Origin of the sequence: Streptomyces pinistramenti (genome assembly GCF_020564935.1) — a bacterium.
GTDB classification, from domain to species: domain Bacteria; phylum Actinomycetota; class Actinomycetes; order Streptomycetales; family Streptomycetaceae; genus Streptomyces; species Streptomyces pinistramenti.
The window spans coordinates 14,600-27,466 of sequence record NZ_JAJCXB010000073.1; the positions used below are offsets into that span (position 1 = coordinate 14,600).

Genomic DNA, 12,867 nt, shown 5'->3' on the forward strand with positions numbered 1-12,867 from the left:
GGCGGCCCGGCCCGCTGGAACAGCGAGACGCAGAGGTGGGAGGACGGTACGCCGCCGCCCGCGCCGTACACGGGGCCGCTGCCGCCCCGGCCGGTGTTCGCGCCGGTGCCGGGGGCGCCGCCGTCCTCCGGTGGCGATCCCGCGGACGCGTCCGTTCCTTCTCAGGAGCCGATGCGTAATCTGCCGGGGACGGTGGGGGACGAGAGGCCGCGGCCGCGCCGTTCCGCGGCCCTCGTCGCCGGCGCCGCGGTGGCCGTGATCGCCCTTGCGGCGGCGGGTGGTTGGCTGCTGTGGGGCCACCACGACGACACTCCGGCCGCCGCAGGCCCGCCGGCCGTGCACACGGCGGGCGCCCCGCCCACCACGGCGGCCCCCGCGACCACGGCCGTGCCGTCCTCACCTGCCGCATCCGCGGTCCCGGAGGGCTTCCGCCTCGTCCACGACACCGACAAGGGCTTCACCACCGCCGTGCCGGAGTACTGGGAGCGCAGCAGCCGCAAGGACGGGGTGTTCTACACGTCGAAGGACGGCAGCGGCCTGGTGCAGATCTTCGAGATCAAGGAGCCGGACACCTCGCCGCGGCAGGCCCTGGAAGAGGCGTCGAAGGGGCTGGCGGGCAACCCCGGTTACGAGGAGATCGCACTCGGGCCGCTGGACGGTCCCGCGCCCGGCACCGCGGCCGCCCAGCTGGTCTACGCGTACGACAGCAAGCGTCTCGGCAAGCGCGTCAAGGTGGTGGACTGCGCTTTCACGGCCGATGACGGCCGGCAGTTCGCGGTGCTGGTGCTGGCTCCCGAGGACGCGTGGCCGCAGCAGGAGGACACGCAGCGGGTCGCGTTGGAGGCGTTCGCGCCGGACGCGTGAGAGGCCGGGAAGCCGGGGGAGCGGGGCGCCCGAGAGGGCGGGCGCCCCTGTTACTCGGCGATTTCGGTGCGCTCCCACCACTCGTAGACGGGCAGCCGCCCCCGGTCGGTGTCCTGCTGCCGGCCGGTCGCCCGGAAGTGTTCGTAGCCGCCGCGGAACGGGATCTTCAGTTCGGGGCCCGGCGGATCGAGCGGAACGATGCGCTCGGGCAGCTCGTCGGGGCCGCCTTCGAGCACTGCCTTCGTCGTGTCAGTCATGCCGGAATTGTCTTCCCGGCGCGTCCGGCCGCGGGCACCGGCACGCCGACGGGCGGGTGCCTCGGCGCATGACCGCCACCGTGCGCCGGGCCGGGCGCCGATGCCACCCCCACAGGTGGTTTTCCCGCTGATCAGTGCCGTACGGAGGCGGCTCGTGCACACACTGCGTGCATGACGGAACACGGTGAGGAAGTACCCGCGTACCGGACCATCAGGGTCACCGCACAGGACGGCCCGGTGGCGGCGTTTTCGGAGGAGGAGGCATGGCGGGCGCGGGAGCGCTATCCGGAGATTCTCGGCACGGGCGGGCCGGTCTTCGGGTGCGCGCGCGAGCGTGAGCTGGGCGGCTGGGAGGTGCTCTCGTTCGGCGCGGGCGGGCCGCAGGAGGCCAGGGACGGCATGGCCTCGCTGTTCCGGCGGCTCGCGCAGACGGCCGGGGCGGCCGGGGACGCGGCGGGCCGGCACGACTGCCTGGCGGCGGCGGGCCGGCTGGACTGGGAGAAGCTCGACGAGCTGACCGTGCTGGGGGACCGTTACCGGGTGGTGCGGTGCGAGGAGTTCGTACGGATGGGGCCCGACGGTCCTGAGCCGCCGCGGCCGTCGGACCCGGACCCCGCGGCGCCCGGTGAGGCGCACCGGGTGCCCGACCGCGCCAAGGGCTTCGTGCTCGACCCGGCGGTCGGCACGGGCATGTCGGAGGGCATCCTCAAGCTCGATCTGCTCCAGTTCGAGCGCGCGGAGGGCGCGGTGCCGCCGGACGTCCACCGGGACGCGCAGCTCGCGGCCGATACGCATCCGGGCGGGGTGCTGCTGCCCGCCGCCTTCATGATCGCCGAGCAGGCCGACGGGGAGTGGCAGGCGCACACCGCGTCCTGCGGTACGCCGCAGGCCGCCCGGGACGCGCTGACGATGTGGCTGCGGGTGCTGGCGCCCGTGACGCTGAAACTGAGCCCGGCGGAGCGGGACGCGTACGAGCGGGCGGGGAACCGGCTGGACGAGCGGCCGGGCGACGACGTGGTGATCGAGGGCCGGGCGGGCCGGTTCGCGGTGGCCAGGGTCGAGCGGCTGGTGCGGATCGGCCCGGAAGGGCCCGAGGGGCCGCGGCCGTCCGACCCGGACACCGAACTGCCCGCGGGGCAGCAGGCCCGGCAGCTGCGCGAGCAGGGGCTGCTGGGCGACGCGGGCGGTGCGGGGTGCGGGCCGCTGGACTGCTGGGACGATCCCGCGGGGCGCACCGGGCACGAGCACGTCAGGCGTCGACCGGGCGGCGCGGAGTCCGGCGCGGAAAGGGCGGACCGGTCGGAACCGTAAGGGAGTTGGCCCGCCGGCTGCCCTCCGTCCCGCGCCGGGTCCGCTCGGTCACGTCCCCTGTGACGACCCCTGGGACTCGCCGGGCAGCTTCCCCTTGAGGGTGGAGATGGCGATGCTGTCGGCGGGGGACGGGGTGGCGGAGGGGACCGGTGCGCCGTAGTTGCTGAGGAGCAGGGTCGCGGACTGGTGGTCGACCTCGGTGGTGAGCCTGCGGGGGTAGTGCTTGCCCTCGATGGCGACGTAGAGGGTCTGGGTCGCCGGGCCGCGCTTCTTGAGGATGGGCAGTACGCGGGTGCCTTCCTGGACGGTCGGCTTGCCCTTGCTGAGGGTGAGCTGCGGGGTGGGGCTCGCGCCGGGTGAGGGTGTGTTCTGCGGGCGGCCGGAGCCGGCGGTCTGCTTCTGGAAGGCGGCCAGATCGCAGGGCGCGGAGAGGGCGGACAGCATGGTGTCCGATGTGGTGCCGCGCAGGTAGCGGCCCTTCACGCGGGCGATGATGTCGGCCGCGGCGTCCGCGGGCAGCTGGCCCTTCCAGAAGGCGTCGTCCGGCTTCATCCAGATCTGCTTGCCGTGCTTGACGATGTCCACCCGGCCGTAGGCGCCCTTGCTGAGGGTGCCGGTGCAGTTCCCCGAGCGGTCGAGGCTGAGGTCGAGCTTGGTCTCGTCGACGCTGGTCAGGGTGCGCAGCCGCAGGGACGTCGCCGCCAGCAGCTCCTGCCGGGACAGATCCGAGATCTGCTGGGCCGTTTTTCCGGCGAGGTCGCCCTCGCCACCCGAGTCGTCCGCCACCGCCACCCCCGCGCAGGCGCCCCCGGCGAGGAGGGCTGCGCTGCAGGTCAGGGCGGTCAGTCCGCTTGCGGTACGGCGTCTGCTGGTCATCTCGGCACCTCCGCACCGACGAGGGCGTACGGCTATTCAGCGTACTTTTCCGGACATTCGACCGCACATTGAGTGACTCGGGTCACTTTCCATGAATGTTTGGGCATAAGCGAGGGGCTTTCGGGGAGGGGTTCTCGTTGCTGGTGTGAACCAGTGCGAACAAATCGGTAAGCGGAAGGCAGAACAGAAGTGTCGGCAATCGAGACCATTCACGTAGACGGGGTGTGGCGGGCCGCCGCATCCGGCGCCACGCGGGAGGTCCTCGACCCCGCCGACGCGACGATCCTCCAGCTGGTGTCCGAGGGCGGCGCGGAAGACACCGACGCCGCCGTGGCGGCCGCCCGCCGCGCCTTCGACGAGGGCGCCTGGCCCGGCACGCCCGTCGCGGAGCGCTCCGCGCTGCTCCGCCGCGTCGCGGACCTGCTCCAGCGCGACCGCGAAGAGATCGCGCTCATCGAGAGCCGCGACACCGGCAAGACCCTGGAAGAGGGCCGGGTCGACGTCGACGACGTCACCAACGCCTTCCGGTACTTCGCCGACGTGGTGATGAACGAGAGCGGCGGCCGGGTCGTCGACGCCGGTTCGGCGGACGTGCACAGCGTCGTCGTGCACGAGCCGGTCGGCGTCTGCGCGCTCATCACGCCCTGGAACTACCCGCTGCTCCAGGCCAGTTGGAAGGTCGCCCCGGCCGTCGCCGCGGGCAACACCTTCGTCATCAAGCCCAGCGAGGTCACCCCGCTGTCGACCGTGCACCTGATCAAGCTGCTGGTCGAGGCCGGGCTTCCGGCGGGGGTCGCCAACATCGTCACCGGCGCCGGACTGCCGGTCGGCCAGCGTCTTGCCGAGCACCCCGATGTGGACCTGTTCTCCTTCACCGGCGGCCTGGCCAGCGGTACGAAGGCGGGCGCCGCCGCGGTCTCCGGTGCCAAGAAGATCGCGCTGGAGCTGGGTGGCAAGAACCCCAACGTCGTCTTCGCCGACTCCTGCGCGACCGAAGAGGGCTTCGACACCGCCGTCGACCAGGCGCTGAACGCGGCCTTCATCCACAGCGGCCAGGTCTGCTCGGCCGGTGCCCGGCTGATCATCGAGGAGCCGGTGCGCGACCGCTTCGTCGCCGAACTCGCCCGCCGTGCCGAGAAGATCAAGCTCGGCCGCGGCACCGAGGACGGCGTGGAGTGCGGCCCGCTCGTCTCCCAGCAGCAGCTCGACAAGGTCGAGGCGTACGTCGCCTCCGCGCTCTCCGAGGGCGCCCAGCTCCGCTCCGGCGGCTCCCGCCCCGAGCCGTCGGACGTGCGTCCGGCGAGCGGCTACTTCTACGCGCCGACCATCCTGGACGGCTGCCACCGTGAGATGAAGGTGGTCCGCGAGGAGACCTTCGGCCCGATCCTGACGGTGGAGACCTTCACCACCGAGAACGAGGCCGTCGCGCTCGCCAACGACACCGAGTACGGCCTCGCGGGCGCCGTGTTCTCCGGCGACAGCGCGCGCGCCCGCCGGGTCGCCGCCCGCCTGCGGCACGGCACCGTGTGGATCAACGACTACCACCCCTACCTCCCGCAGGCGGAGTGGGGCGGCTTCGGAAAGTCCGGCATCGGCCGGGAGTTGGGCCCCACCGGCCTGGACGAGTACCGCGAGAGCAAGCACATCTACGAGAACCTCCGGCCCGAGCCGGTGCGCTGGTTCGCCGGCTGATCACCCGTGACCGGCGGCGGGCGGACCCCTGACACACCCGCCCGCCGCCCGCACCCCGGCCGCCCCTGGCAGGCCCCCGTGCCGCACGCCCGCCCCTACCCCCGCGGGCCGTGCGCAACTCTCCTCCACGCCCCGCTCGCAGCACCCGCCGGCACCCGGCACCGCAGGACCGCAGCAGCTCACGCACTGTGCACGAAGGAGCACCCCCATGCCCCCCTCTTCCTCCCCCGCATCCCGCACGATCCAGGCCGACTACGTCATCGTGGGCGGCGGCACCGCAGGATCCGTGATCGCCTCCCGGCTCACCGAGAACCCGGACGTCAGCGTCGTCGTCATCGAGGGCGGCCCCACCGACATCGACCGCGAGGACGTGCTGACGCTGCGCCGCTGGCTCGGCCTGCTCGGCGGCGACCTCGACTACGGCTACACCACCACCGAGCAGCCGCGCGGCAACTCGCACATCCTGCACAGCCGCGCCAAGGTGCTCGGCGGCTGCTCCTCGCACAACACGCTGATCTCCTTCAAGCCGCTGCCGTCCGACTGGGACGAGTGGGAAGCGGCGGGCGCGGCCGGCTGGGGCGCCAAGGACATGGACCCCTACTTCGGCAAGCTCCGCAACAACATCGTGCGGGTCGCCAAGAAGGACCAGAACGCCATCGCCACCGACTGGGTCGAGGCCACCAAGAGCGCCCTCGGTGTCCCGGAGGTCGTCGGCTTCAACGACAAGCCCTTCGACGAGGGTGTCGGCTTCTTCGACCTGTCGTACCACCCGGAGAACAACAAGCGGTCCTCCGCCTCCGTCGCCTACCTCCACCCGCACATCGAGGCCGGTGACCGCCCCAACCTCACGCTGCTGCTGGAGACTTGGGCGGACAGGCTGGTGCTGGAGGGTAACCGCGCCAAGGGCGTGCACGTGCGCACCAAGGACGGCGATGAGATCTACGTCGAGGCCGGGCGCGAGGTGCTGGTCTGCGCCGGCGCGGTGGACACCCCGCGGCTGCTGATGCACTCCGGCATCGGGCCGCGCAAGGACCTGGAGGCGCTGGGCATCGACTGCGTGCTCGACCTGCCGGGTGTCGGCGAGAACCTCATCGACCACCCCGAGTCGGTCATCGTCTGGGAGACCAACGGGCCGCTGCCCGGCAACTCCGCGATGGACTCCGACGCGGGCCTGTTCGTCAAGCGGGATCCGGAACACAAGGGCCCCGACCTGATGTTCCACTTCTACCAGATCCCGTTCACCGACAACCCCGAGCGGCTGGGCTACGAACGCCCCGAGCACGGCGTGTCGATGACCCCCAACATCCCCAAGTCCCGCTCCCGCGGCCGGGTTTACCTGACATCGGCCGACCCCGAGGTCAAGCCGGCCCTGGACTTCCGGTACTTCGAGGACGAGGACGACTACGACGGCAAGACCCTCGTCGACGGCATCAAGCTGGCGCGCAAGGTCGCCCAGGCCGAGCCGTTCGCCAAGTGGCTCAAGCGCGAGGTCTTCCCCGGCCCCGAGGTCACCGACGACGCGGAGATCAGCGAGCTGGTCCGCAAGGCCGCGCACACCGTCTACCACCCCGCCGGCACCTGCAAGATGGGCGCCGCCAACGACGAACTGGCCGTGGTCGACCCGGAGTTGAAGATCCGCGGGCTGGCCGGCATCCGGATCGCCGACGCCTCCGTCTTCCCGACGATGCCCGCCGTGAACCCGATGATCGGCGTGCTGATGGTGGGGGAGAAGTGCGCGGAACTGCTCCAGGAAGCCCCGGCCCAGGGAGGTGATGCGTGATGGCGCACTCGTCGGCCGACGCATCCGGCATATCCGCCACCGCCGCGAAGAGCGGGGAAGACACCGGGAGCGGCGAGAGCCGCGAGGTCGTCTTCTCCGCCCGCAACCTGTGGAAGGTCTTCGGGCCCAAAGCGGACCGCATCCCCGATGACGCCTCGGTCGTCGGTCTGAGCGCGCAGGAACTGCGCGAACAGACCGGCTGCACCGCCGCCGTGCGCGACGTCTCCTTCGACGTCCACAAGGGCGAGGTCTTCGTCGTCATGGGGCTCTCCGGCTCCGGCAAGTCCACCCTCGTGCGCTGCCTGACCCGGCTGATCGAGCCGACCAGCGGCACGCTGGAGATGGACGGCGAGGACGTCATCGGCATGGACCGCACCGCCCTGCGCGAGCTGCGCCGCCGCCGCGCCTCCATGGTCTTCCAGCACTTCGGCCTGCTGCCGCACCGCACCGTCCTGGACAACGTCGCCTACGGCCTGGAGATCCAGGGCATGGGCAAGTCCGAACGCCGGGCCAAGGCCGCCGAGATGGTGGAGAAGGTCGGCCTGGCCGGTCTGGAGAAGCGCCGCCCCGGGCAGCTCTCCGGCGGCCAGCAGCAGCGCGTCGGCCTGGCCCGCGCGCTCGCCGTCGACCCCGAAGTCCTGCTGTTCGACGAGCCGTTCAGCGCCCTGGACCCGCTCATCCGGCGCGACATGCAGGAGGAGGTCGTCCGCCTGCACCGTGAGGAAGGCCGGACGATGGTCTTCATCACGCACGACCTCGCCGAGGCGCTGACCGTCGGCGACCGGATCGCCCTGATGCGCGACGGAAAGATCGTCCAGCTCGGCACGCCCGAGGAGATCGTCGGCTCCCCGGCCGACGACTACGTCCGCGACTTCGTCCGCGACGTCCCCCGCGAGCAGGTCCTCACCGTGCGCCGCGCGATGCGCCCCGCCGAGGACGGCGAGGGCGGCAAGGGCCGGGAACTGGCGCCCGACACCCTCATAGCGGACGCCATCGAAGCCGTCGTCCGCTCCGGCGGCGCGGCCCGCGTCGTCGAGGACGGGCGCTGCCTGGGCATCGTCGACCACGCCTGCCTGCTGAACGTGGTCGCCCGCATCGACGCGCCCCGGCACGACGGGGTGGCCGCCTGATGTATCCCGCCACTCCCCACGGCGGCGCCCTGCGCGCCGTCCGCGTCCCCCGCGCCCAGGCCCCCGCCGCCCGGCTGCGCACCGCCCTGCTGCGCCACTGGCGCCAGGCCCAGCGGGCCGCCGCGATGAACGTGCGCACCGGCACGGTGAAACGGGGCCGCGCATGAGCTCCGCCGCCACCACCACGCCGCCGGGTTCCCTCGGCGCCGCCACCGCCGACGGGCCGCTGGCCGCCCTCCGGCGCCACCGCGGCCTCGGCAAGATCCTGCTGCTGGCCGTCGCCGCCGCGGTACTCGTCCCGCTGCTGCACGCCCAGTGGTCCGGCGGCCTGTGGCCCACCGGGCTGACCGTCGACGTGTCCGGGCCGCTCGGGAAGACCAGCGACTGGATCATCGACAACCGCGACAGCCACCCGCTGTTCGTCTACTTCCTCGGCCACCTCTCCAACGCCGTGGTGATCTCCGTACGCGGCGTCTACCTGCTGCTGCTCGCGCTCGGCTGGATGGGCGTCACGGCCGGCGTCACGCTGGTCGCCTGGCGGGTCGCCGGGCTCCGCATCGCCGCGACCGCCCTGATCTCCTTCCTGGTCAGCGGCGCGCTGGGGATGTGGGTTCCGACCATGCAGACGCTCGCGCTGATGATCGTCGCGGTGCTCGCATCGGTCGTCGTCGGCGCGCTGCTCGGCCTGGCCGCCGGACTGTCGGACCGCACGTTCCGGCTGCTGCGCCCGGTCCTGGACACCATGCAGGTGCTCCCGGCCTTCGCCTACCTCCTGCCCGTCGTGCTGGTCTTCGGCATCGGCGTGCCGGCCGCGCTGCTGGCCACCGTCGTCTACGCGGCGCCGCCGATGGCCCGGCTCACCGCGCTCGGCCTGCGCGGCGCGGACGCCGGGGTGCTGGAGGCCGTCGCCTCGCTCGGCGCCACCGGCCGCCAGCGGCTGCTGACCGCCCGGCTCCCGCTGGCCCGCAAGGAACTGCTGCTCGGCCTCAACCAGACGATCATGATGGCGCTGTCCATGGCCGTGATCGCCTCGATGATCGGCGCCGCCGGTCTCGGCGACCGCGTCTACCAGGCGCTGGCCTCCGTCGACGTCGGCTCCGCGCTCGCCGCCGCCGTCCCGATCGTGCTGCTGGCCATCGTCATGGACCGCACCACGGCCGCCGCCGGCGAACGTCTCGGCTCCGACGCGCAGGCGTCCGGGCCCGCCCTGCTGCGCGGCCGGCGCGGCTGGGCAGGTGTCGCGGTGGCCACCGTCGTGCTCACCGCCGTCGGCCGGCTGGCCGGTTCCGAGGTCTGGCCCACCGGCTGGACCGTCGCCATCGCCCGCCCCGTCAACGACTTCAAGGAGTGGATGGTCGACCACCTCTACTCCGGCGTCCCCGTCGTCGGCGGCACCGCGGACTGGGCCGCGCACTTCACCGACTGGGTGCTCAACCCGCTGCGGGACGGCCTGACCGCCCTCCCGTGGTACGCCACGCTGCTCATCGTCGCCGCGCTGGCCTGGCTCATCGGCACCTGGCGCACCGCCCTGACCGCCGTCCTCGCGATGGCCGCCATCGGCGTCCTGGGCGTCTGGAAGCCGTCCATGAACACCCTCTCCCAGGTGCTCGCCGCGCTCGTGGTGACGCTGGTGATCGGCGTCGGCGTGGGCATTCTCGCGGCCGGCAGCAAGCGCTTCGAAGCGATCCTGCGGCCGGTCCTGGACGTCATGCAGACCATGCCGCAGTTCGTGTACCTGATCCCGGTCGTCGCGCTGTTCGCCGTGGGCCGCGCCCCGGCAGCGGCCGCCGCCGTCGTCTACGCGCTGCCCGCCGTCATCCGCATCACCACCCAGGGCCTGCGCCAGGTGGACCCGGCCGCCATGGAGTCGGCCACGTCGCTCGGCGCCACCCGCTGGCAGATCCTGCGCCAGGTCCAACTGCCGCTGGCCCGCCCGGCGTTGCTGCTGGCCGTCAACCAGGGTGTGGTCCTCGTCCTCGCCGTCGTCATCATCGGCGGCCTGGTCGGCGGCGGTGCCCTCGGCTACGACGTGGTCACGGGCCTGGCCACCGGCGATCTCGCCCTCGGCCTGGTCGCGGGTGTCGCCATCGTCTGCCTGGGCCTGATGCTCGACCGGGTCACCCAGCCGACGGAACGCCGCACGGGGAAGGGAGCCTGACCATGTCCCGTACCCGTACGAAGATCCTCGGCACGTCGCTGCTGGCGGGGGCGACGCTGCTCGCGCTCTCCGGCTGCGGCAAGGCCGACATGACCAAGCAGGCATCGCCGTTCGCCGCCGCCAAGGGCTCCAAGTCCGTGACCCTGTCCGTCCAGACCTGGGTCGGTGCGCAGTCCAACGTCGCGGTGGCGAAGTACCTCCTGGAACACGAGCTGGACTACCACGTCGACACCGTCCAGGTGGACGAGATCCCCGCCTGGGACGCGCTCAGCCAGGGCCGGGTCGACGCCATCCTGGAGGACTGGGGCCACCCCGACCAGGAGAAGCGCTACGTCCAGGACAAGAAGACGATCACCGACGGCGGGCGCAACGGCGTCACCGGGCACATCGGCTGGTTCGTCCCCAAGTACTGGGCCGACAAGCACCCCGAGGTCACCGACTGGAAGAACCTCAACAAGGTCGCGAAGCAGCTGCGGACGTCGGAGAGCGGCAACAAGGGCCAGCTGATGGACGGTTCGCCGTCCTACGTCACCAACGACAAGGCGCTGGTGAAGAACCTCGGTCTGGACTACGAGGTCGTCTTCGCGGGCTCCGAGGCGGCGCAGATCACCCAGATCCAGCAGTTCGCCAAGGAGAAGAAGCCCTTCCTGACGTACTGGTACGAGCCGCAGTGGCTCTTCAACCAGGTCCCGATGGTCGAGGTCAAGCTCCCGAAGTACACCGACAGTTGCGCGGAGAAGGGCGCGAAGGATCCCAAGTCCATCGACTGCGCGTACCCGACCACGCCGCTCAAGAAGTTCTTCAACACCGACTTCGCGAAGAGCGGCAGCGAGGCTTCGCAGTTCCTGAAGTCCTTCACGTGGACCAAGGAGAACCAGAACGAGGTCTCCGAGATGATCGCCTCGCAGGGCCTGTCGGCCGACGAGGCGGCCAAGCGCTGGGTCGAGAAGCACCCGGACGTCTGGAAGCGCTGGCTGCCGAAGAAGTGACCGCCGCCGGCGACCGGTGAACGACTCCGGGGCGCGGCTCCGTATCCCTTTGGGTATACGGAGCCGCGCCCCGGATCGTTCTCGGGCTGCACCGACGGGTCAGACAGCGCCGAACCGTCCGCCCTTGACGCCTGCGACGAAGGACGCGAACGTGCGGGTGGGGACTGCCAGTTCCGGGCCGTGCGGGTCCTTGGAGTCGCGGACGGGGACGATGCCGCGCGAGGCGACGAGGTTGGCGGCGATCTCGATGCAGTCGCCGCCGTTGTTGCTGTAGGAGGACTTGAACCAACGGGGGGATTCGGTCGTCACGAGGTGCCCTTTCGTGCCCGCTCGATCACGGCAATGGAGGTGGGGCCTGGGTCAGACGGTGCCGAACTGTCCGTCCTTGACGCCTGCCACGAAGGACGCGAACGTGCGGGTGGGGACTGCCAGTTCCGGCCCGTGGGGGTCCTTGGAGTCGCGGACGGGAACCACGCCCCGCGAGGCGACAAGATTGGCGGCCACCTCGATGCAGTCGCCGCCGTTGTCGCTGTACGAGGACTTGACCCAACGGGGGGATTCGGTCGTCACGGGGTGCCCTTTCTCAACTCGCTGATCATGGCCACGGTCTCCGCCTGGGAGAGCGCTTCGGCCTGTAGCTGATGGTAGGCCGTCAGGACGGGTAGGACGGAAGTGGATTCGCGGTCGAAGTTCCCTTGAGCCTGAGACTCCGCGTAACACATAACGGAGCGATCGGCCATCGTCAGCAGGTTCACCGGCAGATTGAACGGTCGGCGCTCCCCTATGGTGAACGGCGCCACCTGGAGCACGGTGTTGGGGAGGGCGGCGAACTCGATCAGTCGGTCGAGCTGCGCCTTCATAACCTCGTTGCCGCCGACCCACCTGCGGATGCAGCTCTCGTCCATCACCACCATCACCATGGGTGGGCGGTCCCGCTCCAGCGCGGCCTGGCGTTCCGCGAGGAACGCGACGCGTTCGGCGCCGTGCTCAGGCGAGATGGCGCCCCGCTGCACAGCACTGTCCGCCAGGACTTGTGCGTACTCCGGGGTCTGTAACAGTCCAGGGATGATCCCGATCTGGTACAGCCGCAGCTCCACCGCCCGGCCCTCGTATCCCACGTACTCCGGGAAGCCCTCCAGCAGCGAGCCCTGGCGGAGTTCGCGTCCCAGGCGGTCGAAGGTGTCCGCGCCCTCCAGACCGAATGCTCTGTCCGCGCTACGCGAAAAGCGCACAGTAGGAGACTTGCGAGCGGTTTCCACGGCCGAGATGTGCACGCTGGAATAGCCCATGCGCTCGGCCAGATCGTCCTGCGTCCAGCCACGCGCTTCCCGCATGCTGCGCAGACGCGCGCCATAGGCCGCCAACGGCGACGCGTCCGGGTTCAACTCCTTGCGATTCAAGGGGCGTTCACTGACCTTCCGTCCTCTACCGGCAGGTTGAATGGCCTCCGACTCTAGGTCACGCTGAGCCGTCTTGGTAGTGGAGTCACTACCAAGAGTTAGGGAGGGCTCTTATGACCGAAAAGGCTTCCGCTGTTCCGGCGGTGCTCTACGTCTGTGCCGCCCGGCGTGGTGCCGTTGTCGGGGTGGCCGAGGAGCGGGCGGAGCAGGAGGGCCGTGATTTCGCGGCCGCGCGCGGCCTGGAGATCGTCACGGTGATCACCGACCCGTTCGGTGATCCCGTTCCCCAGCGGCGCAGTGGGTGGCTGCGGGTGCGGGAGTTGGCGGAGCGGGGTGAGGTGGAGGTGGTCATCGTCCGCTGGCCCAATGCCTTGTCCGTCGAGCATGAACAGCGGTATCCGGAGGTGAAA

Annotated in this window: 14 protein-coding genes; 9 read left to right on the plus strand and 5 right to left on the minus strand. The window is 71.2% G+C overall.

Going from position 1 to position 12,867, the window contains the following annotated elements; translation table 11 throughout:
- Positions 1–171: 171 nt before the first annotated feature.
- Positions 172–864 (plus strand): serine/threonine kinase C-terminal domain-containing protein, encoded by a 693-nt coding sequence (locus tag LIU39_RS31200; RefSeq protein ID WP_227050299.1) that lies wholly within the window; start codon positions 172–174, stop codon positions 862–864.
- 50 nt (positions 865–914) lie between these two features.
- Here LIU39_RS31200 and LIU39_RS31205 read toward each other — a convergent pair whose 3' ends face one another.
- Entirely contained in the window at positions 915–1,121 is a 207-nt protein-coding gene (locus LIU39_RS31205) for a DUF5988 family protein (RefSeq protein ID WP_227050300.1), read from the minus strand.
- A 171-nt stretch (positions 1,122–1,292) separates the two neighbouring features.
- Here LIU39_RS31205 and LIU39_RS31210 point away from each other — a divergent pair, with 171 nt between their 5' ends.
- Entirely contained in the window at positions 1,293–2,432 is a 1,140-nt protein-coding gene (locus LIU39_RS31210; protein ID WP_227050301.1) for a DUF5954 family protein, read from the plus strand.
- 48 nt (positions 2,433–2,480) lie between these two features.
- Here LIU39_RS31210 and LIU39_RS31215 read toward each other — a convergent pair whose 3' ends face one another.
- Positions 2,481–3,308 (minus strand): hypothetical protein, encoded by an 828-nt coding sequence (locus LIU39_RS31215; RefSeq protein WP_227050302.1) that lies wholly within the window; start codon positions 3,306–3,308, stop codon positions 2,481–2,483.
- 189 nt (positions 3,309–3,497) lie between these two features.
- On the opposite strand from LIU39_RS31215, the gene LIU39_RS31220 reads away from it, so the two are divergent.
- The 6 genes from LIU39_RS31220 to LIU39_RS31245 all read left to right on the plus strand — a co-directional run bounded on the left by LIU39_RS31220 (position 3,498) and on the right by LIU39_RS31245 (position 11,057).
- Entirely contained in the window at positions 3,498–5,000 is a 1,503-nt protein-coding gene (locus LIU39_RS31220; protein WP_227050303.1) for an aldehyde dehydrogenase family protein, read from the plus strand.
- A 208-nt stretch (positions 5,001–5,208) separates the two neighbouring features.
- On the plus strand, positions 5,209–6,780 hold the full coding sequence (locus LIU39_RS31225; protein WP_227050304.1) for a GMC family oxidoreductase: 1,572 nt from the start codon (positions 5,209–5,211) through the stop codon (positions 6,778–6,780).
- A complete protein-coding gene (locus tag LIU39_RS31230) occupies positions 6,780–7,910 on the plus strand; it encodes a quaternary amine ABC transporter ATP-binding protein (protein WP_227050305.1) in 1,131 nt (376 codons plus the stop codon). The genes LIU39_RS31225 and LIU39_RS31230 overlap by 1 nt, the downstream gene beginning before the upstream one ends.
- Positions 7,910–8,077: a hypothetical protein gene (locus tag LIU39_RS31235; RefSeq protein ID WP_227050306.1), complete on the plus strand. Its 168-nt coding sequence runs from the start codon at positions 7,910–7,912 to the stop codon at positions 8,075–8,077. The genes LIU39_RS31230 and LIU39_RS31235 overlap by 1 nt, the downstream gene beginning before the upstream one ends.
- Positions 8,074–10,068 (plus strand): ABC transporter permease, encoded by a 1,995-nt coding sequence (locus LIU39_RS31240; protein ID WP_227050307.1) that lies wholly within the window; start codon positions 8,074–8,076, stop codon positions 10,066–10,068. Before LIU39_RS31235 ends, LIU39_RS31240 begins: the two co-directional genes overlap by 4 nt.
- Positions 10,069–10,070: 2 nt before the next feature.
- A complete protein-coding gene (locus LIU39_RS31245; RefSeq protein WP_227050308.1) occupies positions 10,071–11,057 on the plus strand; it encodes an ABC transporter substrate-binding protein in 987 nt (328 codons plus the stop codon).
- 99 nt (positions 11,058–11,156) lie between these two features.
- Here LIU39_RS31245 and LIU39_RS31250 read toward each other — a convergent pair whose 3' ends face one another.
- From LIU39_RS31250 to LIU39_RS31260, 3 genes are read right to left on the minus strand one after another with little or no spacing between them, the layout of a single operon-like run.
- Entirely contained in the window at positions 11,157–11,366 is a 210-nt protein-coding gene (locus tag LIU39_RS31250) for a DUF397 domain-containing protein (RefSeq protein WP_227050309.1), read from the minus strand.
- Positions 11,367–11,417: 51 nt separating this feature from the next.
- Positions 11,418–11,627, minus strand: a complete 210-nt coding sequence (locus LIU39_RS31255) for a DUF397 domain-containing protein (protein ID WP_227050310.1) — start codon at positions 11,625–11,627, stop codon at positions 11,418–11,420.
- Positions 11,624–12,457 carry a helix-turn-helix domain-containing protein gene (locus tag LIU39_RS31260; RefSeq protein WP_227050311.1) on the minus strand — a complete coding sequence of 278 codons (834 nt, stop codon included), beginning with the start codon at positions 12,455–12,457 and terminating at the stop codon, positions 11,624–11,626. The genes LIU39_RS31255 and LIU39_RS31260 overlap by 4 nt, the downstream gene beginning before the upstream one ends.
- Before the next feature lie 113 nt (positions 12,458–12,570).
- On the opposite strand from LIU39_RS31260, the gene LIU39_RS31265 reads away from it, so the two are divergent.
- Positions 12,571–12,867: hypothetical protein (locus LIU39_RS31265; protein WP_227050312.1), on the plus strand; the 297-nt coding region annotated here is incomplete at its 3' end.

What these genes read in the sequence shown, in the direction of transcription:
- LIU39_RS31240 (WP_227050307.1), top strand. Translation starts at nt 8,074, where the DNA reads ATGAGCTCCGCCGCCACCACCACGCCGCCGGGTTCCCTCGGCGCCGCC.
- LIU39_RS31235 (WP_227050306.1), top strand. Translation starts at nt 7,910, where the DNA reads ATGTATCCCGCCACTCCCCACGGCGGCGCCCTGCGCGCCGTCCGCGTC.
- LIU39_RS31200 (WP_227050299.1), top strand. Translation starts at nt 172, where the DNA reads ATGCGTAATCTGCCGGGGACGGTGGGGGACGAGAGGCCGCGGCCGCGC.
- LIU39_RS31205 (WP_227050300.1), bottom strand. Translation starts at nt 1,121, where the DNA reads ATGACTGACACGACGAAGGCAGTGCTCGAAGGCGGCCCCGACGAGCTG.
- LIU39_RS31215 (WP_227050302.1), bottom strand. Translation starts at nt 3,308, where the DNA reads ATGACCAGCAGACGCCGTACCGCAAGCGGACTGACCGCCCTGACCTGC.
- LIU39_RS31230 (WP_227050305.1), top strand. Translation starts at nt 6,780, where the DNA reads ATGGCGCACTCGTCGGCCGACGCATCCGGCATATCCGCCACCGCCGCG.
- LIU39_RS31225 (WP_227050304.1), top strand. Translation starts at nt 5,209, where the DNA reads ATGCCCCCCTCTTCCTCCCCCGCATCCCGCACGATCCAGGCCGACTAC.
- LIU39_RS31210 (WP_227050301.1), top strand. Translation starts at nt 1,293, where the DNA reads ATGACGGAACACGGTGAGGAAGTACCCGCGTACCGGACCATCAGGGTC.
- LIU39_RS31245 (WP_227050308.1), top strand. Translation starts at nt 10,071, where the DNA reads ATGTCCCGTACCCGTACGAAGATCCTCGGCACGTCGCTGCTGGCGGGG.